General features: G+C 73.4%; 20 protein-coding genes. 6 read left to right on the top strand and 14 right to left on the bottom strand.

The genetic code is table 11. The annotated features are described in order from the left end of the window. Positions 1–56: 56 nt before the first annotated feature. Positions 57–2,156 carry an APC family permease gene (locus tag KBZ10_RS13680; RefSeq protein WP_210987870.1) on the bottom strand — a complete coding sequence of 700 codons (2,100 nt, stop codon included), beginning with the start codon at positions 2,154–2,156 and terminating at the stop codon, positions 57–59. 248 nt (positions 2,157–2,404) lie between these two features. On the opposite strand from KBZ10_RS13680, the gene KBZ10_RS13675 reads away from it, so the two are divergent. Then, on the top strand, positions 2,405–3,073 hold the full coding sequence (locus tag KBZ10_RS13675; protein WP_210987869.1) for a TrkA family potassium uptake protein: 669 nt from the start codon (positions 2,405–2,407) through the stop codon (positions 3,071–3,073). Beyond that, positions 3,070–3,741: a TrkA family potassium uptake protein gene (locus KBZ10_RS13670; protein WP_125621627.1), complete on the top strand. Its 672-nt coding sequence runs from the start codon at positions 3,070–3,072 to the stop codon at positions 3,739–3,741. Before KBZ10_RS13675 ends, KBZ10_RS13670 begins: the two co-directional genes overlap by 4 nt. Before the next feature lie 148 nt (positions 3,742–3,889). Here KBZ10_RS13670 and KBZ10_RS13665 read toward each other — a convergent pair whose 3' ends face one another. From KBZ10_RS13665 to KBZ10_RS13635, 7 genes are all read right to left on the bottom strand, one after another. Then, on the bottom strand, positions 3,890–4,807 hold the full coding sequence (locus KBZ10_RS13665; protein ID WP_210987868.1) for a DUF3159 domain-containing protein: 918 nt from the start codon (positions 4,805–4,807) through the stop codon (positions 3,890–3,892). A gap of 3 nt (positions 4,808–4,810) precedes the next feature. Further along, positions 4,811–5,212 (bottom strand): OB-fold nucleic acid binding domain-containing protein, encoded by a 402-nt coding sequence (locus KBZ10_RS13660; RefSeq protein ID WP_210987867.1) that lies wholly within the window; start codon positions 5,210–5,212, stop codon positions 4,811–4,813. A gap of 34 nt (positions 5,213–5,246) precedes the next feature. Further along, on the bottom strand, positions 5,247–5,966 hold the full coding sequence (locus tag KBZ10_RS13655) for a response regulator (RefSeq protein WP_210987866.1): 720 nt from the start codon (positions 5,964–5,966) through the stop codon (positions 5,247–5,249). A 92-nt stretch (positions 5,967–6,058) separates the two neighbouring features. Next, entirely contained in the window at positions 6,059–8,605 is a 2,547-nt protein-coding gene (locus KBZ10_RS13650; RefSeq protein WP_210987865.1) for a DUF4118 domain-containing protein, read from the bottom strand. Between the two features lie 194 nt (positions 8,606–8,799). Then, entirely contained in the window at positions 8,800–9,591 is a 792-nt protein-coding gene (locus KBZ10_RS13645) for a DUF3710 domain-containing protein (RefSeq protein ID WP_307847396.1), read from the bottom strand. A gap of 1 nt (position 9,592) precedes the next feature. Then, positions 9,593–10,108, bottom strand: a complete 516-nt coding sequence (gene dut, locus KBZ10_RS13640) for a dUTP diphosphatase (RefSeq protein ID WP_210987863.1) — start codon at positions 10,106–10,108, stop codon at positions 9,593–9,595. After that, entirely contained in the window at positions 10,105–10,677 is a 573-nt protein-coding gene (locus KBZ10_RS13635; RefSeq protein ID WP_247702325.1) for a PaaI family thioesterase, read from the bottom strand. The genes dut and KBZ10_RS13635 overlap by 4 nt, the downstream gene beginning before the upstream one ends. A gap of 70 nt (positions 10,678–10,747) precedes the next feature. Between KBZ10_RS13635 and KBZ10_RS13630 the strand changes: the two genes are divergently transcribed. Beyond that, complete coding sequence (locus tag KBZ10_RS13630) at positions 10,748–11,191, top strand: DUF3093 domain-containing protein (RefSeq protein WP_210987861.1); 444 nt, start codon at positions 10,748–10,750, stop codon at positions 11,189–11,191. A gap of 38 nt (positions 11,192–11,229) precedes the next feature. Here the strand turns inward: KBZ10_RS13630 and KBZ10_RS13625 are convergent, their stop codons facing one another. The 4 genes from KBZ10_RS13625 to KBZ10_RS13610 all read right to left on the bottom strand — a co-directional run bounded on the left by KBZ10_RS13625 (position 11,230) and on the right by KBZ10_RS13610 (position 14,764). After that, entirely contained in the window at positions 11,230–12,162 is a 933-nt protein-coding gene (locus KBZ10_RS13625; protein WP_374223348.1) for a hypothetical protein, read from the bottom strand. Between the two features lie 13 nt (positions 12,163–12,175). Further along, a complete protein-coding gene (locus KBZ10_RS13620; RefSeq protein ID WP_069817140.1) occupies positions 12,176–12,475 on the bottom strand; it encodes a DUF4193 domain-containing protein in 300 nt (99 codons plus the stop codon). A 381-nt stretch (positions 12,476–12,856) separates the two neighbouring features. Beyond that, positions 12,857–14,104, bottom strand: a complete 1,248-nt coding sequence (locus KBZ10_RS13615; RefSeq protein ID WP_210987859.1) for a HAMP domain-containing sensor histidine kinase — start codon at positions 14,102–14,104, stop codon at positions 12,857–12,859. A gap of 6 nt (positions 14,105–14,110) precedes the next feature. Next, on the bottom strand, positions 14,111–14,764 hold the full coding sequence (locus tag KBZ10_RS13610; protein WP_210987858.1) for a response regulator transcription factor: 654 nt from the start codon (positions 14,762–14,764) through the stop codon (positions 14,111–14,113). Positions 14,765–14,937: 173 nt separating this feature from the next. Here KBZ10_RS13610 and KBZ10_RS13605 point away from each other — a divergent pair, with 173 nt between their 5' ends. Beyond that, positions 14,938–15,240, top strand: a complete 303-nt coding sequence (locus tag KBZ10_RS13605) for a hypothetical protein (protein WP_210987940.1) — start codon at positions 14,938–14,940, stop codon at positions 15,238–15,240. A 104-nt stretch (positions 15,241–15,344) separates the two neighbouring features. Here the strand turns inward: KBZ10_RS13605 and KBZ10_RS13600 are convergent, their stop codons facing one another. Further along, complete coding sequence (locus KBZ10_RS13600) at positions 15,345–16,178, bottom strand: inositol monophosphatase family protein (RefSeq protein ID WP_210987857.1); 834 nt, start codon at positions 16,176–16,178, stop codon at positions 15,345–15,347. Next, positions 16,175–17,314, bottom strand: a complete 1,140-nt coding sequence (locus KBZ10_RS13595; protein ID WP_210987856.1) for a ferrochelatase — start codon at positions 17,312–17,314, stop codon at positions 16,175–16,177. Before KBZ10_RS13595 ends, KBZ10_RS13600 begins: the two co-directional genes overlap by 4 nt. Positions 17,315–17,430: 116 nt before the next feature. Here KBZ10_RS13595 and KBZ10_RS13590 point away from each other — a divergent pair, with 116 nt between their 5' ends. Both KBZ10_RS13590 and KBZ10_RS13585 read left to right on the top strand, forming a co-directional pair. Then, a complete protein-coding gene (locus tag KBZ10_RS13590) occupies positions 17,431–18,666 on the top strand; it encodes an MFS transporter (RefSeq protein WP_210987855.1) in 1,236 nt (411 codons plus the stop codon). Beyond that, positions 18,635–19,945 (top strand): D-arabinono-1,4-lactone oxidase, encoded by a 1,311-nt coding sequence (locus KBZ10_RS13585; protein WP_210987854.1) that lies wholly within the window; start codon positions 18,635–18,637, stop codon positions 19,943–19,945. Before KBZ10_RS13590 ends, KBZ10_RS13585 begins: the two co-directional genes overlap by 32 nt. Positions 19,946–20,000 lie beyond the last annotated feature (55 nt).

The following is a 20,000-nucleotide window of genomic DNA, read 5'->3' as shown; positions in this document are numbered from 1 at the left end:
AGTACCGGGAAGCACGCCGGGCGCGCGCCGCGCCGGACCGACCGCAGCCTTCCAGTCTACTGCCCCGGGAGCGGGCCACCGTCCACACCGGCATCGGTACGGAACTCCGGCCCCGGACGCGTCTGTCCGGCGGGCACGGACTCGCCCGGCCCGCGCCGCACCGCGCCCGGCGCGCTCCAGTCGGCCCGCCGCTTCGCCCGCGCCTTGGCCCGCTCGGAGGACTCCAGCTGGTACGGCACGGAGGTCACCATCACCCCGGGCGTGAACAGCAGCCGCCCCTTGAGCCGCAGCGCGCTCTGGTTGTGCAGCAGATGCTCGTACCAGTGGCCGACCACGTACTCGGGGATGTAGACGGTGACCGCGTCCCGCGGGCTGTCCCGGCGCAGTCCCTTGACGTACTCGACGGTCGGCCGGGTGACCTCCCGGTACGGCGAGTCCAGGATCTTCAGCGGGACGTCGATCCCCCGCCGTTCCCACTCCGCCCGAAGCTCCAGGGTCTCCTCCGGGTCCACGTTGACGCTCAGCGCCTCCAGGGGCCCGGAGCGCAGCAGCTTCGCGTAGGCCAGTGCCCGCAGCGTGGGCTTGTGGACCTTGGAGACCAGGACGATCGAGTGCACCCGTGAGGGGCGCGTGGTCTCGTCGCCCGGCTCGTCCGGCGCGGCCAGTTCCTCGGCGACCCGGTCGTAGTGGCGGCGGATCGCGGTCATCACCCCGTAGAAGACGACCATGCCCAGCAGGGCGACCCAGGCTCCGTGGGTGAACTTGGTGACCAGCACCACCACGAGCACCAGTCCGGTGATGCAGGCCCCGATGAAGTTGATCGTCCGGGAGCGCAGCATGCGGCGCCGGGCCTCCGGGGCGGTCTCCCGCGCCAGGTGGCGGTTCCAGTGCCGGACCATGCCCGCCTGGCTGAGCGTGAACGACACGAAGACGCCGACGATGTAGAGCTGGATCAGCCGCGTCGAGTCGGCGTCGTAGACGTACACGAGCACACCGGCGGCGCCCGCCAGCAGCACGATGCCGTTGGAGAAGGCCAGCCGGTCGCCGCGGGTGTGCAGCTGGCGCGGCAGATAGCGGTCCTGCGCCAGGATCGAGCCGAGCAGCGGGAATCCGTTGTACGCGGTGTTGGCCGCCAGGAACAGCACCAGTGCCGTCGCCCCGGCCAGCAGCAGGAACAGCAGCGAGCCCCCGCCGAACACCGCCGCGGCGACCTGCGAGATGACGGGGTCCTGGTGGTAGTCGGCGCCGACGGGGACACCGTCCCGCAGCAGCTCGTGGGCCGGCCGCTCGGCCATCTTCACGTCGCTGGCCATGGCGAGCGCGATGATGCCGACGAACATGGTGACGGCCAGGGTGCCCATCAGAGCCAGGGTGGTGGCGGCGTTGCGGCTCTTGGGGCGGCGGAAGGCGGGGACACCGTTGCTGATCGCCTCGACCCCCGTGAGCGCGGCGCAGCCGGAGGAGAAGGCCCGCAGCAGCAGGAAGAGCAGGGCGAAGCCGGTGAGCCCCTGCTCCTCCGCGGCGATCTCGAAGTCGGCGGTGGGGGCGCGCATCGTGTCGTCGAGGACGAGCCCGCGGAAGGCCCCCCAGAAGATCATCAGGAAGACGCCGGCGACGAAGACGTAGGTGGGGACGGCGAAGAGCTTCCCGGACTCCCGCACGCCCCGCAGGTTCATCAGGGTCAGCACCACGATGATGCCGATCGCGAACGCCGCCTGGTTCTCGGCCACGAACGGCACCGCCGAGCCCAGGTTCTCCACCCCGGCCGCGATCGACACGGCGACGGTGAGGACGTAGTCGACCAGCAGCGCCCCCGCGACGGCGAGCCCGGCCCGCGGCCCCAGGTTGGTGGTGGCCACCTCGTAGTCGCCGCCCCCGCTGGGGTACGCGTGGACGTTCTGCCGGTACGAGGCGACGACGATGACCATGAGCAGCACGACGGCCGCCGTGATCCACGGGCTGAAGTGATAGGCCGACACCCCCGCGACGGAGAGGACGATCAGCACCTCTCCCGGCGCGTAGGCCACGGAGGAGAGCGGGTCGGAGGCGAACACGGGCAGGGCGATCCGCTTGGGCAGAAGCGTCTCTCCGAGCCTGTCGCTGCGCAGCGCCCGGCCGATCAGAATCCGCTTGGGCACATCGGTCAGTTTGGACACGTGGAGGATCGTAAGCCCGCCCCCGGGCGGAGCAGCGCCTGTGGTCCGGATGACGGAACTCCTTGACGCGATTCGAACACCGGGGGAACACGGGAGGTGAGGACGGGTACGCGGTGGGTACCGCCCGGGCCCGGAAGGGTAGCGTTGCCGGGACAGCACGGATCACTGGCACCCCAGCGGGGACGGAAGGATGATGGGCCATGAGCGTCCAGGTCACAACGGCAGGGGAAGGTGCGGGGTAAGACCTCATGCACATCGTGATCATGGGCTGCGGCCGGGTCGGTTCGGCCCTGGCGCAGACGCTTGAGGAACAGGGCCACACGGTTGCCGTGATCGACCAGGACCCCACCGCCTTCCGCCGCCTCGGTTCGGGCTTCGGCGGCCGCCGGGTCACCGGGATGGGTTTCGACCAGGACACCCTGCGCGAGGCCGGCATCGAGGAGGCCGGCGCGTTCGCCGCCGTGAGCAGCGGCGACAACTCCAACATCATCGCGGCCCGGGTGGCGCGGGAGGTGTTCGCGGTGGAGAACGTGGCGGCCCGGATCTACGATCCGCGGCGCGCGGAGGTCTACCAGCGGCTGGGCATCCCCACCGTGGCCACCGTCCGCTGGACCGCGGACCAGATACTGCGCCGGCTGCTGCCCTCCGGTGCCGAAGCGCTCTGGCGCGACCCGAGCGGCGCGGTGCAACTGGCCGAGGTGCACGTCTCCACCGAATGGGTCGGCCACAAGGTCGGCCGGCTCCAGGAGGAGACGGGTGTCCGGGTGGCGTTCCTGACCCGGCTCGGCGAGGCCATACTGCCCAGCTCCCAGACGGTGCTGCAGGAAGGCGACCTGGTGCATGTGATGATGCGCGTCGACGACATGGACACGGTCGAGGCGGTCTTCTCCGAGGGCCCCGGGGAGGAACGGCGATGAGGGTGGCGATCGCGGGGGCCGGCGCGGTGGGCCGCTCCATCGCCGGCGAGCTCCTGGAGAACGGGCACGAGGTGCTGCTGATCGACAAGGCCCCGACGGCGATCTCGGTGGAGCGGGTGCCGCAGGCCGAGTGGCTGCTGGCGGACGCCTGCGAGATCACCTCACTGGACGAGGCGGCGCTCCAGCGCTGCAACGTGGTGATCGCGGCGACCGGTGACGACAAGGTCAACCTGGTCGTCTCGCTGCTCGCCAAGACCGAGTACGGGGTGCCGCGCGTGGTGGCCCGCGTCAACCACCCCAAGAACGAATGGCTGTTCAACGAGTCCTGGGGGGTGGACGTCGCGGTCTCCACCCCGCGTCTGATGTCGGCCCTGGTGGAGGAGGCGGTGAGCGTCGGCGACCTGGTCCGGCTGCTGCGCTTCAGCCACGGCGACGCCAACCTCGTCGAGCTGACCCTGCCGCCCGAATCCGCCCTCGCGGGCACTCGCGTCGGCGACGTGGACTGGCCCGAGGACACCTCGCTGGTCACGATCATCCGCGGCACGCGGGTCCTGGTGCCCAGCCAGGACGACGCCCTGGAAGCCGGCGACGAACTGCTGTTCGTCGCGGCGCCGGCCCGCGAGGAGCGGCTGGAGGAGCTGCTGTCGGTGCGCCGCCAGAACGGCTGAGCCGCGTGCGGCGCGGGACACGGCGTGCCCCGTGCGGCAGGGCGAGGGCCCGGAAACCCGTGGCCATGGAAACCCATGGCCATTCCCTCGGTTTCCGGGCCCTCGCCCGTACGTCACGGCGCCCGCGGGCAGCCCCGCCGTGGGCCTCTCAGTCGCGCGCGTGCCGGCGCCGGGCCGGCGGCTCCGCGTCGTCCGTGCCCCGGCCGTCCCGCCCGTCCGCGCCGCCGCGGTCCGCGTGACCGGACAGCCGCTCGATCGCGTCGTCCACGACCTCGTGCGCCAGCCGTTCGAAGGCGTCCTCCCCGTGGTGCCGGGCCCGCTCGCGCTCCTCCCGCTCCCGCTCCTCCGCCTCCATCTCGGCGATCACGTCGATCGGCGGCGGGGCCTTGGCCAGGAAGATCCAGGTCAGGTAGACGCAGAGCAGGAACGGCGGGATGCCGAGCGCCACCTTCACCCAGCCGAGCTGGGTGGCGTCCCCCCACCAGTAGAGCGGGAAGAGGATCGCCGACTTGGCGAGCAGGATGAGCCCCCAGGCCCAGGTGGCCCGGGTGTAGGCACGGAGACGGCCCGGGTTGCGGGTGCGCCAGGAGAGGTTCTCCCGCAGGATCGGGCCGAGCAGCAGGCCGATCAGCGGGAAGCGGAACACGGCGGAGAGGATGTACACCACCGAGAGGCCCAGGGTGTAGAGCATCCCCGGCAGGTAGAAGTTCTTGGCGTCGCCGGACATCATCGCGAAGACGGCGCCGAACGCCACGCCGAAGACCCCGCTGAAGGCGTGCTTGAGCGTGTCCCGCTGGATGAGCCGCACGGCCGCGAGCGCCGCGGTCAGCCCGAGCGCGGAGATGGCCGACAGATGGATGTCGCGCTTGATCGTGTAGACGAGGACGAAGACGAGACCGGGCACGGTGGTGTCCACCATGCCGCGCACCCCGCCGAACGCCTCCAGCAGCGCGGTGTCGGCGGCGGCCCGGCTCTCCCCGGGGCCCTGCCCCGGGGCGGGGTTCCCGCCGGCGGTCTCTGCGGTCTCTGCCGCGGTCGTGGGAGTCGGCTTGTCGGAGGACGCCACCGGCTACTCCTGTCCGGGAGGTCGGAGTTCGTATCGGGGGTTGAAGAGCACGCGGCGGCCCTGGCTCACCGAGACCCGGCCGGTCGCGATGAGCCGGCGCCCCGGTTCTATGCCGGCGATCGAGCGCCGGCCCAGCCAGACCACGTCCAGCGGCGCCGACCCGTCGTACAGCTCGGCCTCCAGCGCGGGCACGCCCGCCCTGGGCCGCTGGGTGACCGTGCGCAGCGTGCCGGTCACCTTGACGACTTCGCGGTCGGGGCATTCCCGGATGGGAACGCAGCCCGCCGTCTCCCGGGCGTCCTCCCGGAGCTCGTCGGCCTCCAGCTCCTCCGGGGTGGAGGAGAGCCGGTCGAGCATCCGGCGGAAGCGGCCGGTCTGTTTCACGGGGCGGGGAGCACCACTCATACGGGCAGCCTACCGGGGGGCGGGGCCGGACGGATCACGGCTCGAAGCGGTAGCCCATGCCGGGCTCGGTGATGAAATGCCGGGGATGTGAAGGGTCCGCCTCCAGTTTACGGCGGAGCTGCGCCATGTAGACCCGGAGATAGTTGGTCTCGGTGCCGTAGGAGGGCCCCCACACCTCCTGCAGCAGCTGTTTCTGGCCCACCAGCCGCCCCGGACTGCGGACCAGCACCTCCAGCAGATGCCACTCCGTCGGGGTCAGCCGGATGTCCCGGCCGGCGCGGTTGACGCGCTTCGCGGCCAGGTCGACGGTGAACTCCTCGGTCTCCACCAGCACCGTCTCCTCGGCAGCGGCGGCGACGGGCTCGGAGCGCCGGACGGCGGCGCGCAGCCGGGCCAGCAGTTCGTCCATGCCGAAGGGTTTGGTGACGTAGTCGTCCGCGCCGGCGTCGAGGGCCTTCACCTTCTCGCCGGAGGTGTGGCGGGCGGAGAGCACCAGGACCGGTACCCGGCTCGTGCGGCGCAGCTCGTGGAGGACGTCCACCCCGTCCATGTCGGGCAGCCCGAGGTCGAGGACCACCACGTCGGGAGGGCGGGCGGCCGCCGTGCGGAGAGCGGTGGCGCCGTCGGCGGCGGTGTCGACCTCGTAGTCGCGCGCCCGCAGGTTGATCACGAGGGCCCGGACGATCCGCGGCTCGTCGTCGACCACCAGGACCCTCCGCCGGGCCGGACCGGGCCGTGCGGGTGACTGCGGCATGGCTGTGCGGCCTTTCTCTCGTCTCCGGCGCCCGGTGGCGCTCCGCCGCCCCGGGCCGGGAGGACCATACGCCTCGCCGTCGGACGCCGCGCTCACGAGGTCACCGTCGCCGGGAGATCCGGGCGGCACGGCGGGCGGCCGGCCGCGGCCCGCACGGTGAGCACCATCGTCATACCGCCGCCGGGGGTGTCCTCGGCGGCGAGCGTGCCGCCCATCGCCTCGGCGAAACCGCGGGCGACGGCGAGGCCGAGGCCCACCCCGGCCCCGCTCGGGGCGTCGCCGTGCCGCTGGAACGGTTCAAATATCCGTTCCTTCTCGGAGTCCGGCACCCCCGGCCCCCGGTCCACCACCCGGATCTCCACCCGCTCCCCCAGCGCGCTCGCCGCGACCAGCACCGGCACCCCCTCCGGGCTGTACTTGACCGCGTTCTCCACGATGTTGGCCACGGCCCGCTCCAGCAGCCCGGGGTCCACGGCCACCATCGGCAGCACCTCGGGGATGTCCAGCACCACGCTGCCGTCGGGAACGCCGCCGAGGGCCACCGGCACCACCTCGTCGAGGTCGGCGTCGCGGATCAGCGGGGTGACGGTGCCGGTCTGCAGCCGCGACATGTCGAGCAGATTGCCCACCAGGTGGTCGAGCCGGTCAGCGCCGTCCTCGATGCCCGCCAGCAGTTCCCGCTCGTCCTCCTCCGACCAGGACACGTCCTCGGAGCGGAGCGAGGAGACGGCCGCCTTGATCCCGGCGAGCGGCGTGCGCAGATCGTGCGAGACGGCGGCGAGCAGGGCGGTGCGGATCCGGTTTCCCTCCGCCAGCTCCCGGGCCTGCTCGGCCTCGCCGACCAGCCGCTCCCGGTCCCGTACGGCCACGGCCTGGGCGGCGAAGGCGGAGAGCACCCGGCGGTCGGCGGCGGGCAGCACCCGGCCGCGCAGCGCCAGCATCATGTGGTCCCCGACCGGCATGTCGACGTCGGCGTCCTCGGGGCAGGACGCGGGGACCGGGCCCACGCCGCCGGCCCGGCGCCACGGCTCGACATCGCTCTCCCGTTCCAGCAGGGCCACCGAGTCCATGCCGAAGGTCTCCCGGACCCGCTCCAGCAGCGCCTCCAGACTGGTCTCGCCGCGCAGGACGCCGCCCGCCAGGAAGGACAGGATCTGCGACTCCGCGCGCAGCCGCGCCGCCTGCTGGGTGCGCCGCGCGGCCAGGTCGACGACCGAGGCGACGGAGACGGCGACCGTGAAGAAAACGACCATGGAGACGAGATTGCCGGGGTCGGCGACGGTCAGCGTGCGGACGGGCGGGGTGAAGAAGTAGTTGAGCAGCACGGTGCCGATGGCGGCCGCGGCCAGCGCCGGCAGCAGCCCGCCCAGCAGCGCCGCCAGCACGGTGAGGAAGAGGTACAGCAGGACGTCGTTGGCGAACTCCGGACGCGGGTGCTGCGCCGTGAGGACCACGGTGAGCAGCACCGGCCCGGCGATGCCCGCGAGCCAGCCCGCCACGCTCCGCGAGCGGCCGAGCGCCACCCCGCGCGGCACCGGCAGCCCGCGCCCCTTGGCGGCCTCCTCGTGGGTGACGATGTGCACGTCGAGGTCGGGGCCCGATTCGCGGGCGACCGTCGCGCCCACGCCCGGACCGAAAACGTACTGCCAGGGCTTGCGGCGGCTGGACCCCAGCAGGATCTGGGTGGCGTTGACCCCGCGCGCGAAGTCCAGCAGCGCGGCCGGCACCGCGTCGCCGATCACGTGGTGGAAGGTGCCGCCGAGGTCCTCCACCAGCGTGCGCTGGACGGCCAGTTCCTTCGGCGAGGGGTAGGCCAGCCCGGTGCTCGGCGAGATGTGCACGGCGAGGATCTCCCCGCCGGAGCCCCGGGCCGCCACCCGTGCGGCGCGGCGCAGCAGCGTCCGGCCCTCGGGGCCGCCGGTGAGCCCGACGACGATCCGCTCCCGGGCCTGCCAGGTGGAACGGATGCGGTGCTCGCTGCGGTACTGCTGCAGGTACTCGTCGACCCGGTCGGCGGTCCACAGCAGCGCCAGTTCGCGCAGGGCGGTGAGGTTGCCGGGGCGGAAGTAGTTGGAGAGGGCCGCGTCGACCTTGTCGGGGGCGTAGATGTTGCCGTGCGCCATCCGCCGGCGCAGCGCCTCGGGCGACATGTCGACCAGCTCGATCTGGTCGGCCCGGCGCACCACCTCGTCCGGCACCGTCTCGCTCTGCCGGACGCCGGTGATGGACTCCACCACATCGCCCAGCGACTCCAGATGCTGGATGTTCACGGTGGAGATCACGTCGATCCCGGCCCGCAGCAGCTCCTCGACGTCCTTGCACCGCTTGGGGTTCCGCGATCCCGGCGCGTTGGTGTGGGCGAGTTCGTCGACGACGGCGACGGCGGGCCGCCGCTCCAGCACGGCGGCCACGTCCATCTCGCCCGCGCCGGCCCCGCCGCCGTCCTCCGGCTTCCGCCGGGGGACCTGCTCCAGCCCCTCCAGCAGCGCGGCGGTGCGCCGCCGTCCGTGCGGCTCGGCGAACGCGACGACGACATCGGTGCCCCGCTCGGCGCGCCGGTGCGCCTCGGAGAGCATCGCGTAGGTCTTCCCGACCCCCGGCGCGGCCCCGAGGTAGATCCTGAGCTTGCCCCGTCCCATGGGCCCATTCTGTCGGCTCGGCGCACCGCTCCGGCACCCGCGGCCGGAATACCGGCGGCTCCGGCGCGCGATCGCGGCGCCCTCCCCGGTGCCCTCGGCGGGGCCGGAGGCGCGCGGTCCGCCCGGGACGGGCGGACCGGCGGCGGGAAACCGCGCCCTGACGGCGTCGGCGCGGCGTCCCCGCCCCGGGTCCGTCAGCGGATCTCGGTGATCTCCGGGCCGCGGGCCAGACGCTCGGCGCCGCCCGCGAAGCGGGAGCCCTGCGAGGACTCCGCCTCGTCCTGCTGGACGCCGTCCGGCACCATCTGCGCGTCGTCCGGCAGTTTGAGGACGATCGGATCGCGCGGAGCCATCGGCTGTTCGCCCCGGACGATCACGGTGTCCCGGAAAATCTGCTCCAGCAGGCCGGCGGCCTGCGGCTGGACCGCGCCCTGGCCGGAGATCACACCGCGCAGGAACCAGCGCGGGCCGTCGACGCCGACGAAGCGCACCAGCTGTACGCCGTTCTTGCCGTCCGGCAGCTGGACGGGCACCTGGGCGCGGAGTTCCCAGCCCAGCGGGCCCTCGACCTCGTCGACCACACCGCCCTGCTGGGTGATGCCGCCCGCGATCTCCTCGCGGACCTCACCCCAGATGCCCTCGCGCTTGGGCGCGGCGAAGGCCTGCAGTTGGATGGCGCTGTCCCGCAGCACGACGGTGGCCGCGACGATCGAGTCACCGGCGACCTCGACCCGCAGCTCCATGCCCTCGACCCCGGGTACGAAGATCCCGCCGAGGTCGACGCGGCCCTCGGCGGGCCGGCTCACCTCGGAGATGTCCCAGGGCCCGTCGGGCCGGGGCGCGGGCGGCAGGTTCACTCTGCGCGGCCCGGTCTCCTCCGCGGCCTCCGGCTCCTCGCCGCCCGGCCCGGGTGCGGCCGCGTCCGCACCGTCCCTGCCCGCGGTGTTCTCAGCGTCTGCGCGTCCCTTGCGACGACGTCCGAACACGTCACTGTCCTTCCCGGTCGTTGACGACCGAAGCGTAATCATGTCCCCCGGTGGAGCCGTCCATCGCGGCGTGGCCACCGGTCGATCCGAAGCCGTTCGCGCCCCGTGCCGAACCCGGCAGCTCCGCGACCTCGTGGAAGCTCACCTTCTCGACCTGCTGGACGACCAGCTGGGCGACCCGGTCGAACCGCTCGAACCGCACGGTCTCGCGCGGGTCCAGGTTGACCACGGTCACCTTGATCTCCCCACGGTACCCGGCATCGACGGTGCCGGGCGCATTCACGAGGGCGACGCCGCAGCGGGCGGCGAGGCCGGAGCGCGGGTGCACGAACGCCGCGTAGCCGTCGGGGAGGGCGATCGCCACCCCGGTGGGCAGCACCGCGCGCTCCCCGGGGGCGAGTTCGGCGGCCTCGGTGGTGACGAGGTCGGCCCCCGCGTCGCCGGGGTGCCCGTACGAGGGGACCGGCACCCCCGGGTGGAGACGGCGCAGCAGCACGTCCACCGGCGGGCGGGTCACGGGTTCACCTCGAAGGCGCGGGTGACCTTGATCTGGTCCGGGTCCGACATCGCGGCCCGGATCTCCTCGTCCCGGCCGTTCTCGATGAAGTGGTCGACCTTCACCTCGATGAACAGCGCGGTCGCCCGGACGGCGACGGGCCCGTCCGGGCCGCCGATGCGGCCGGTGGCGGTGCTGTAGATCTTGCGGCCGTGCACCGCGGTCGCCTCCGCCGCCAGGTGCAGCTCGGTGCCCACCGGCACCGGCCGGACGTAGTCCGTCTCCAGCCGGCCGGTCACCGCGATGGTGCGCAGCAGCCAGCTCAGCCCACCGAGGGTCTCGTCCAGCGCGGTGGCCAGCACACCGCCGTGGGCGAGGCCGGGGGCGCCCTGGTGCACCTCCCGGACGGTGAAGACGGCGGTGACGCTCACGCCCTCGCCGGCGCGCGTCTCCAGATGCAGTCCGTGCGGCTGCTCGCCGCCGCAGCCGAAGCACTGGTCGTAATGGGAGCCGAGCAGCTCCCCGGGCGCGGGGGCTTCCGGGTGCCGTACCGGCTGCCGGGCGCCGGCCGGGGGCGTCAGCGATGTCATGGGTCCACTCACGAGTGCAGACCCTACCCGCGCCGGTCACGACCGGTCGCGGGCGTGCCAAGCTGGGACCATGCAGTCGTACGAGGAACGCCTCACCGCACCCCCCTCCTGGTGGGCCGTCGCCGTGTCCGCCGGGCTCTTCTGCGCCCTGACCGCGGCGCCCTTCGGCACCCTGGCGGTGCTGGGCGCGCTGATCGCCGGCGGGGCGCTCGGGGCGGCGGCGGTGAGCGCGTACGGCTCGGCGCGGATCCGGGTGGTGGCGGGCTCGCTGGTGGCCGGGGACGCGCGGATCCCCGTGGAGGCCCTGGGCGAGGCGGAGGTGCTGGACCGGGCGGAGGCGGCGGCGTGGCGCACCCACAAGGCCGATCCGCGCGCCTTCATGCTGCTGCGCAGCTACATCCCGACGGCGCTGCGGGTGGAGGTCACCGACCCGGCCGACCCCACGCCGTACGTCTATCTCTCGACCCGGCACCCCGAGGAGCTGGCCGCCGCGCTGGCGGCCGTACGGTCCTGACGGCCCGGTTCCGCGCCGTCCGGGCCGGCGGCCGCGTCTCAGCCCTCCGCGTCCGGGGCTCCGTCCCGCGGGCTCCGGCCGTCCGGTCCCCGGAGGGACTCGGGGTTGCCGGGCTCCGGGTCCGGACCGGGAGGGAGCTGGTCCCAGGGCACCTGCCGCCGGCGCAGGTCCCGGCGGACCTTCGCGGCGAGCGCCGCGGTCTCGCGCCGGTTCATCACGGCCCCGGCGGCGGCACCGATCATGAAGGGGACCAGGGTGGGGAAGTTGCGCACGGTGCGCTTGAGCACCTGGTGCCGCAGCTGTCTGCGCATCTGGGCCCCCAGCAGGGAACTCACATCGGCCGTCGCGGCGACGTCGATCCCGCGCCGCTCGGTCCAGGCGGCGAGGTAGGCGTAGGCCCGCTGCGTGGCGTTGCCGGGGGCGCGGATGCCGTAGACCTCGTGGAGCTCCGCGATGAGCTTGTACTCGACGGAGGCGACGCCGACGATCTCGGCGGCCAGCTCGGCCGGCATCGCGGGAGGGGAGGGCAGCATGGCCGCCGCGCCCACGCTCGCGCCGACCGCGGAGGAGGCCCGGACCGCTCCGGCCACCAGCTTGTCGGCCAGCTCCTCGGCGTCGAGCCCGGGGAACTGGCGGCGGAGGGCCGTCAGATCGCGGACCGGGACGCGCGGGGCGGTGTCGATGATGCGGTCGGATACCACGGCGAGGCCGGTGCGGACACTGCGCCCGCCACGGGCGACCCCCCGTCCGGCCGCCGCCACGAGGGAGGCCGTACGGCCCCGCCCTCCGGGCGCGGGGCCGGTGCCGGACGCCTGGTCGGGGCGTCCGGTGGGGTCCGCCGGCAGGGCGTCCTGTTCCGCGGGCGCCTGAGCGCCTTCCACGGGGGCCGTACGGCCCGCGTGTTCCTCCCCGGAACCCGGGGAGCCCTGCCGCCGGATGCGAGGTTTACGGGACGGCGTGGAGCCTGTCACGGCCGTCCCGGCCTCAGGCCGCGCAGTCGCGGCAGATCGGCTGGCCGTTCTTCTCCGCGGCCAGCTGGCTGCGGTGGTGTACGAGGAAGCAGCTCATGCAGGTGAACTCGTCGGCCTGGCGGGGCAGCACGCGGACGGACAGCTCCTCGTTGGAGAGGTCCGCACCGGGCAGCTCCAGGCCCTCGGCCTGCTCGAACTCGTCGACGTCCACGCTGGACGTGGACTTGTCGTTGCGCCGGGCCTTGAGCTCTTCGAGGCTGTCCTCGTTGAGCTCGTCATCGGTCTTGCGTGGGGTGTCGTAGTCCGTCGCCATGTCGCTCTCCCCCTCTGGGTGTCTGCTGGTGTCTCAGCGCTCGTAACGCGTGAGGGGCCGGTCTTGTGCCCGACCTGAGGCGGAGATTTTGCCTCACATCAAGGCCTGTTACTCAATCGACACCCAACCGCCCCCCTGAAGGGGCGAGCGCGTTGGATGGCGATGGGGACCGTACACGGTCGTGTTCCCCCGCTGTGCGGGGCCATCCCGTGTACTTCCCGTGATCGAGGACCCTGGAAACCGCCATTTTCCGGGCTTTCCGGGGACCTGTTCACTCACGGAGCGTCAAGGGGCCGAAAATCGCGATTGTGAGCGATTCCACAAGGGGAGCCCCGGGACCGTCCCGGGAATTTCCGCCCAAAGCGAACCACGGCCAGCATCTCAGACGGGGAGGGTGACCCGCATCACGAGACCACCGCCCTCCCGCGGCTCCGCGCTGACGTGGCCGCCGTGCGCCCGGACCACGGAGCGCACGATCGACAGCCCCAGGCCGACGCCCCGGTCGCTGCCGGTCCGCTCGGTGCGCAGTCTGCGGAAGGGCTCGAAGATGTTCTCCAGCTCGTACGCCGGAACCACCGGACCGGTGTTCGAGACCACCAGGGACGCCCCGCCCTCCCACTGCCCGGTGGAGATCTCCACCCAGCCGTCCGGCACGTTGTACCGCACCGCGTTCTGCAGCAGGTTGAGGGCGACGCGCTCCAGCAGCACCCCGTTGCCCAGGACCACCGCGAGCCGGCGCTCGCCCCGCAGCTCCACGCCCTGGTCCCGGGCCTCCCCGCGGACCTGCTCCACGGCCTGGGAGGCGACCTCCGCCAGGTCGACCGGCTTGCGGTCGACGATCTCGTTCTCGCTCCGGGCCAGCAGCAGCAGGCCCTCGACGAGCTGCTCACTGCGCTCGTTCGTGGCCAGCAGCGTCTTGCCGAGCTGGGTGAGCTCGGGCCCCGCCTCCGGGTCGGAGAGCTGGACCTCCAGCAGGGTGCGGTTGATCGCCAGCGGGGTGCGCAGCTCGTGCGAGGCGTTGGCGACGAAGCGGCGCTGCGCGTCGAAGGCCCGGTCCAGCCGGTCCAGCATCTCGTCGAAGGTGTCCGCCAGTTCCTTCAACTCGTCGTCCGGGCCGTCCAGTTCGATACGGCGGGACAGGTCGGAGCCCACCACCCTGCGGGCGGTGCGGGTGATCCGGCCGAGCGGCGAGAGCACCCGGCCCGCCATGGCGTAGCCGAAGGCGAACGCGGCCACGCTGAGGCCGAGCAGGGCCAGCAGGGAGCGCCGCAGGAGGTTGTCCAGCGCCTGTTGCCGCTGGTAGTCCATGCAGACTTCCAGCGCGGCGTTGAACTCCTCGTGGTTCTCGAAGAAGCGGCCGGTGAGGTTCGGGCAGGTGCTGCTCGTCGGCCGGAAGCTGCCCTCCAGCAGCTTGAAGGGCAGGGTATTGCCCTTGTCCAGCGCCTCGGCGGCCAGCAGGTAGATGATCGACAGCAGCACGATGCCGGCGATCAGGAACATGCCGCCGTAGAGCAGGGTGAGCCGTATCCGGATGGTCGGACGGAGCCAGGGCCGCGGGCCGCCCGGCGGGGCCGGGGGGTCCCAGGTGGGCTTGGGGGGCGTCGCGGGGGGCGCGGGGGTGCCGGCCACGGCCGCTCAGACCCGGTAGCCGGAGCCGGGGACCGTGATGATCACGGGCGGCTCGCCGAGCTTGCGGCGGAGGGTCATCACCGTGACCCGGACGACGTTGGTGAAGGGGTCGGTGTTCTCGTCCCAGGCCTTCTCCAGCAGCTGCTCGGCCGAGACCACGGAGCCCTCGGCGCGCATCAGCACCTCCAGTACCGCGAACTCCTTCGGCGCCAGCTGCACCTGCCGGCCGTCCCGGTAGACCTCGCGCCGGTTGGGGTCGAGCCGGATGCCGGCCCGCTCCAGTACGGGGGGCAGCGGCGCGGTGGCGCGGCGGCCCAGGGCCCGCACCCGGGCGGTGAGTTCGCTGAAGGCGAACGGCTTGGGGAGGTAGTCGTCGGCACCGATCTCCAGGCCCTCGACGCGGTCGCTGACGTCGCCGGAGGCGGTGAGCATCAGCACCCGGGTCGGCAGCCCGAGCTCCACGATGTGCCGGCAGACGTCGTCCCCGTGCACGAGCGGCAGGTCCCGGTCGAGGACGACCACGTCGTACTCGTTGACATCGACCCGCTCCTGGGCGGCGGCGCCGTCGTACACGACGTCGACGGCCATGGCCTCCCGGCGCAGCCCGGTGGCCACCGCATCGGCGAGCAGCTGCTCGTCCTCGACGACGAGTACGCGCACGGCATGTTCCCTTCCCTGTCCCGCGGCCCGTGAGCAGGCCGGACGCTGTTCGGGTGATCCTCCCCATCCTGCCCCCGCCGGCCGTAAACCGGCGGTAAGAGATCACCGGATCGGGAGAATCAGGATTCTTATCGCGTTTGAGGTTTCTCTGAGGTCCGGGCTGGGGAGGACGAATGCACATCCGAGATCACGCCCTGTACGTGGCATGCCACGACCTGCTGTCCCCCGCAGAGAAGCGGTGCGTGATCAACCCACCGTCGGCACACCCCCGTGCCATCGACCCACGACGAGGGGGCGCAACCATGGACGCGTTCACCGCAGGACTTCTGCAGCGTATACAGAGCACCGAGTCCGACCTGACGCGCGCTCGGGAGACGGGCGACGACTTCCTCGTGGAGGTGGAGCTGGCGGAACTGGACGATCTTCGCCGCCTCGCAGCCGAGCACGGCGTGGAGGTCGGCGCGCTGAGCGCCTGAGCCGGCCCGGTCACAGCCAGGGGCGCCCCGGTACCGTTCACCCGGTACCGGGGCGCCCTTCGTCTGCCCGCGGTGCGCGAGCCGCTTCGGCGTGGGCGGCCCGCTCAGCCGGCGGGGTGGTCGTCGTGCCAGGCGCCCAGTTCCTCCAGCCGGCCGCGCAGCGCCTCGAAGAGCCCCGGCGGGGCGGCCACGGCGAGCTCGCCGGAGAGCGGCTGCCCCGGCCGCCCGCCGGTGACCGCTCCGGCCTCCCGGGCGATCAGCTCGCCCGCGGCGTAGTCCCACGGGTTCAGCCCGCGCTCGTAGTAGCCGTCGAGCCGGCCCGCCGCCACGTCGCAGAGGTCGATCGCCGCGGACCCGGAGCGCCGGACGTCCCGCAGGTCCGGGACCAGCGCGCGAAGGACCGCGGCCTGCCCGATCTTGCGCTCGCGGACATAGCCGAAGCCGGTGCCGACGAGGGCCCGCTCCAGCGGCGGCGCGGGATTGCAGCGCAGCCGCCGCTCCCCCCGGTACGCCCCGCCGCCCAGCACGGCCCGCGAGGTCTCGCCCCGCACCGGTGCCGCCACCACGCCGACCACCGTCTCCCCGCCGGCCTCGGCGGCGATGCTCACCGCCCAGTCGGGCCGCCCGTAGAGGTAGTTGACCGTGCCGTCGATCGGGTCGACGATCCAGCGGACCCCGCTGCTGCCCGCGGTGTCCGCGCCCTCCTCGCCGAGGAGGCCGTCGTCCGGCCGCCGCTCCGCGAGGAAATCCCTGATCAGCTTCTCCGAGGCGAGGTCCATCTCGGTGACCACGTCGATGGCGCTGGACTTGGTGGCGGCCACGCCGAGATCGTCCGGGCGGCTGTCGCGCAGCAGCGTCCCGGCGCGCTCGGCGGCCTCCAGGGCGACCGGCAGCAGCTCCCGGCCCAGCGCTCCGAGGTCCGTCTCCCGGGCGCTCATCGCACGGCTCCCGCGTACGGGTCGTCCGCGCCGGCCGCGGCGGGCTTCGGCGCCCGGCCGGGGCAGCAGCCCACCGGGCAGAGGTCGTGGCTCGCGCCGAGGGTGCCCAGCGCGCGGCGCCGCACCTCCTCGCCGCGCTCGGCGGCCGCGCGCTCCAGGACGAGCTCCCGGATGCCGGCCACGAAGCGCGGGTCGGCGCCGACGGTGCCCGCCCGGGCCACCGGCAGGTCCAGCGCGGTGGCCTTCGCCATGGCCTCCGTGTCGAGGTCGTAGATGACCTCCATGTGGTCGGAGACGAAGCCGATGGGGACCATGACGGCCGCGGACGCGCCCGCTCCGTGCAGCTCCTCCAGGTGGTCGCAGACGTCCGGCTCCAGCCAGGGGATGTGCGGGGCGCCGCTGCGCGACTGGTAGACGAGCCGCCACGGCCGCTCCACACCGTCCGCGGCGCGCACCGCGGCGGCGATCGTCCGGGCCACGTCCAGGTGCTGCGCGACGTACGCGCCGCCGTCGCCGTGGCCCTCGGGAGGCCCGGAGGTGTCGGCCGAGGCCGTGGGGACGGAGTGCGTGGTGAACGCCAGATGGGCGCCCTCCCGCACCTCCTCCGGCAGCCCGGCCAGCGCCGAGAGCGCCGCCTCGGTCATGGGCTCGACGAAGCCGGGATGGTTGAAGTAGTGGCGGAGCTTGTCGATCCGCGGCAGCGGCAGGCCCTCCGCCTCCAGGGCCGCGAGCGACGCCGCGAGGTTCTCGCGGTACTGGCGGCAGCCGGAGTACGAGGCGTAGGCGCTGGTGGCGAGGGTCAGGATGCGGCGGTGCCCGGCGGCGGCCATCTCCCGCAGGGTGTCCGTGAGGTAGGGCGCCCAGTTGCGGTTGCCCCAGTACACGGGGAGGTCCGGGCCGTGTTCCGCGAACTCCCGCCGGAGCGCGGCGAGCAGCTCGCGGTTCTGGTCGTTGATGGGGCTCACGCCCCCGAAGAGGAAGTAGTGCTGCCCCACTTCCTCCAGCCGCTCGCGGGGGATCCCCCGGCCGCGGGTGACGTTCTCCAGGAAGGGCACCACGTCGTCCGGCCCCTCGGGGCCGCCGAAGGAGAGGAGCAGCAGGGCGTCGTAGGGATCGGGGACTGACTGATCGGACATGCCGCCGATCCTGCCACCCGCCACCGGTGGCCGGGAAAATACCCGGGCGCCGCGGTTCCGGACGGCCGTAGGCTGGAGCGCCCTCTCCCGCTGCCAGGTCCCCGCCGGAGCCGTCCGTGCCCAGTCCCTACCGCGAGATCTTCGCGCGCCCCGGCACCAGGGCCTTCTCCGCGGCCGGCCTGCTGGGGCGGATGCCCGCGGCCATGCTGGCCATCGGCGTCGTCACGATGATCTCCCGGCTGACGGGCCGCTACGGGCTGGCGGGAGCGGTCGCCGCGACGCTGGCCCTCTCCTCCGCCTGTCTGTCGCCGCGGATGTCGCGGCTGGTCGACCGGTACGGCCAGCGCCGCGTGCTGCGCCCCGCCCTGCTCGGCGCGGTGACGGCCGTGACGGGGCTGCTGGTGAGCGCCCGCCAGGGACTGCCCTCCTGGACGCTGTTCGTCTTCGCCGCCGGCGCCGGCTGTGTGCCGCACCTCGGCTCGATGGTCCGCTCCCGCTGGGCCGCGCTCCACCGGGAGGAGCCGCGGAAACTGCACACGGCCTACTCCTGGGAGTCGCTGGTCGACGAGATCTGCTTCGTCCTGGGACCGCTGATCTCCATCGGCCTGTCCACCCAGTGGTTCCCGGAGGCGGGGCCGCTGGCCGCCCTGGTGTTCCTCGTCTCGGGCGTCCTCTGGCTGACCGCTCAGCGCGCCACCGAGCCCGTGCCGCACCCCCGCGAGCAGCACGCCGGGGGGTCGGCGCTCCGCTCCCCCGGCCTGCGGGTGCTCGTGCTGACGTTCGGCGCCTGCGGCGCGATCTTCAGCTCCGTCGACGTGGTGACGGTGGCGTTCGCGGAGGAGGCCGGCCGCCCGGCGCTGGCCGGGCCCGTCCTGGCGGTGTACGCCCTGGGGTCGGGGCTGGCCGCCTGGGTGTTCGGGCTGCTGGACCTCAGGGGCCCGCCGGCCCGGCGGTGGCTGCTCGGGGTGTGGGCGATGGCCCTCTGCGCGCTGCCCCTCCTGCTCGCCGGGAATCTGGCCGCGCTGGCCGCGGCCCTCTTCTTCGCCGGCATGACGATCGCGCCCACGGCGGTCACCACCATGGCCCTGGTCGCGCAGCACGTCCCCGCGGCGCGGCTGACCGAGGGCATGACCTGGACGAGCACCGGAGTGCAGCTCGGCATCGCCGGCGGGGCGGCCCTCGGCGGCCGGGTGGTCGACGCGGCGGGCGCCGGGGCCGGATACTCGGTACCCGCCGGGGCTGGACTTCTCGCGGCAGTGGTGGCATCCCTGGGATACCGCCGGCTCCGGCCGGCTCCGCGGCGGGAGAGAGTGGGAGTTCATGACGCAGAAGACCGGCGGCGCGTGGCGTAACTGGGCGGGGACGGTGGCCGCGCGGCCGCTGCGCTCCCTCGCCCCCGCGACCACGGACGAGGTGGCCCGGACCGTCAAGGCGGCGGCCGAGGAGGGCATACCGGTGAAGGCCGTCGGTACCGGCCACTCCTTCACCGCCGCCGCGGCCACCGACGGCGTGCTCCTCCGCCCCGACCGGCTGACCGGGGTCCGGCGGATCGACCGGGACGCGGGAACGGTCACCGTCGCGGCGGGCACCCCGCTGTGGCAGCTCAATCAGACGCTGGCCGGCGCGGGCCTGTCGCTGACGAACATGGGCGACATCATGGCGCAGACCGCCGCCGGCGCCACCAGCACCGGGACGCACGGCACCGGGCGGGACTCGGGATCCCTGTCGGCCCAGCTCGCCGCCCTGGAACTGGTCACCGCCGACGGCTCGGTGCTGCACTGCTCCCGCGAGGAGAATCCCGAGGTCTTCGCCTCCGCCCGGATAGGCCTCGGCGCGCTGGGGATCGTCACGGCCCTCACCTTCGCCGTCGAACCGCTCTTCCTGCTGACCGCCCGCGAGGAACCGATGCCGCTGGGCCGGGTGCTCTCCGAGTTCGACCAACTGACGCAGGAGAACGAGCACTTCGAGTTCTACTGGTTCCCGCACACGGAGCACTGCAACACCAAGCGGAACAACCGCAGCGCCGGTCCCCCCGCCCCGCTCGGGCGGGTCAGCGGCTGGGTCGACGACGAGCTGCTCTCCAACGGTGCCTTCCAGCTGGTCTGTTCGGCGGGACGGGCCGTGCCCGCCGCGATACCGCGGCTGGCCCGGATCACCGGCCGCGCGCTGTCCGCCCGCACCTATACCGACATCCCGTACAAGGTGTTCACCTGCCCGCGCCGGGTCCGCTTCGTGGAGATGGAGTACGCGGTCCCCCGCGCGGCGGGCACCGCGGCGCTGCGCGAGGTGAAGGCTCTCATCGAACGGTCCGGCCTGCGCGTCGGCTTCCCCGTCGAGGTGCGCACCGCGCCGGCCGACGACATCACGCTCTCCACCGCCTCCGGCCGGGACAGCGTCTACCTCGCCGTGCATCTGTACCGGGGCACCCCGTACCGGCGGTACTTCTCGGAGGTCGAGCGGATCATGACGGCGCATGAGGGACGTCCGCACTGGGGGAAGCTGCACAGCCGCGACGCGGGGCAACTCGCCTCCGTGTACCCGCGTTTCGGCGAGTTCACGGCGCTGCGCGACCGGCTCGACCCGGAGCGGGTGTTCGGCAACCCGTATCTGCGGCGGGTCCTGGGCGACTGACCGGGGCGCCGGGGCGTCCGCGCGTACCGCTTTCTGCTCCTTCGGTCGGATGTAC

Origin of the sequence: Streptomyces sp. F63, assembly GCF_018070345.1 — a bacterium.
GTDB lineage: Bacteria > Actinomycetota > Actinomycetes > Streptomycetales > Streptomycetaceae > Streptomyces.
This window is presented reverse-complemented; position numbering and strand designations above follow the sequence as displayed.

Bases quoted from the DNA above. Each gene is read 5' to 3' on its own strand.
- KBZ10_RS13630 (WP_210987861.1), top strand. From the start codon at position 10,748: ATGCAGTCGTACGAGGAACGCCTCACCGCACCCCCCTCCTGGTGGGCC.
- KBZ10_RS13605 (WP_210987940.1), top strand. From the start codon at position 14,938: ATGCACATCCGAGATCACGCCCTGTACGTGGCATGCCACGACCTGCTG.
- KBZ10_RS13675 (WP_210987869.1), top strand. From the start codon at position 2,405: ATGCACATCGTGATCATGGGCTGCGGCCGGGTCGGTTCGGCCCTGGCG.
- KBZ10_RS13595 (WP_210987856.1), bottom strand. From the start codon at position 17,314: ATGTCCGATCAGTCAGTCCCCGATCCCTACGACGCCCTGCTGCTCCTC.
- KBZ10_RS13620 (WP_069817140.1), bottom strand. From the start codon at position 12,475: ATGGCGACGGACTACGACACCCCACGCAAGACCGATGACGAGCTCAAC.
- KBZ10_RS13585 (WP_210987854.1), top strand. From the start codon at position 18,635: ATGACGCAGAAGACCGGCGGCGCGTGGCGTAACTGGGCGGGGACGGTG.
- KBZ10_RS13650 (WP_210987865.1), bottom strand. From the start codon at position 8,605: ATGGGACGGGGCAAGCTCAGGATCTACCTCGGGGCCGCGCCGGGGGTC.
- KBZ10_RS13670 (WP_125621627.1), top strand. From the start codon at position 3,070: ATGAGGGTGGCGATCGCGGGGGCCGGCGCGGTGGGCCGCTCCATCGCC.
- KBZ10_RS13655 (WP_210987866.1), bottom strand. From the start codon at position 5,966: ATGCCGCAGTCACCCGCACGGCCCGGTCCGGCCCGGCGGAGGGTCCTG.
- KBZ10_RS13600 (WP_210987857.1), bottom strand. From the start codon at position 16,178: ATGAGCGCCCGGGAGACGGACCTCGGAGCGCTGGGCCGGGAGCTGCTG.
- KBZ10_RS13635 (WP_247702325.1), bottom strand. From the start codon at position 10,677: ATGACATCGCTGACGCCCCCGGCCGGCGCCCGGCAGCCGGTACGGCAC.
- KBZ10_RS13660 (WP_210987867.1), bottom strand. From the start codon at position 5,212: ATGAGTGGTGCTCCCCGCCCCGTGAAACAGACCGGCCGCTTCCGCCGG.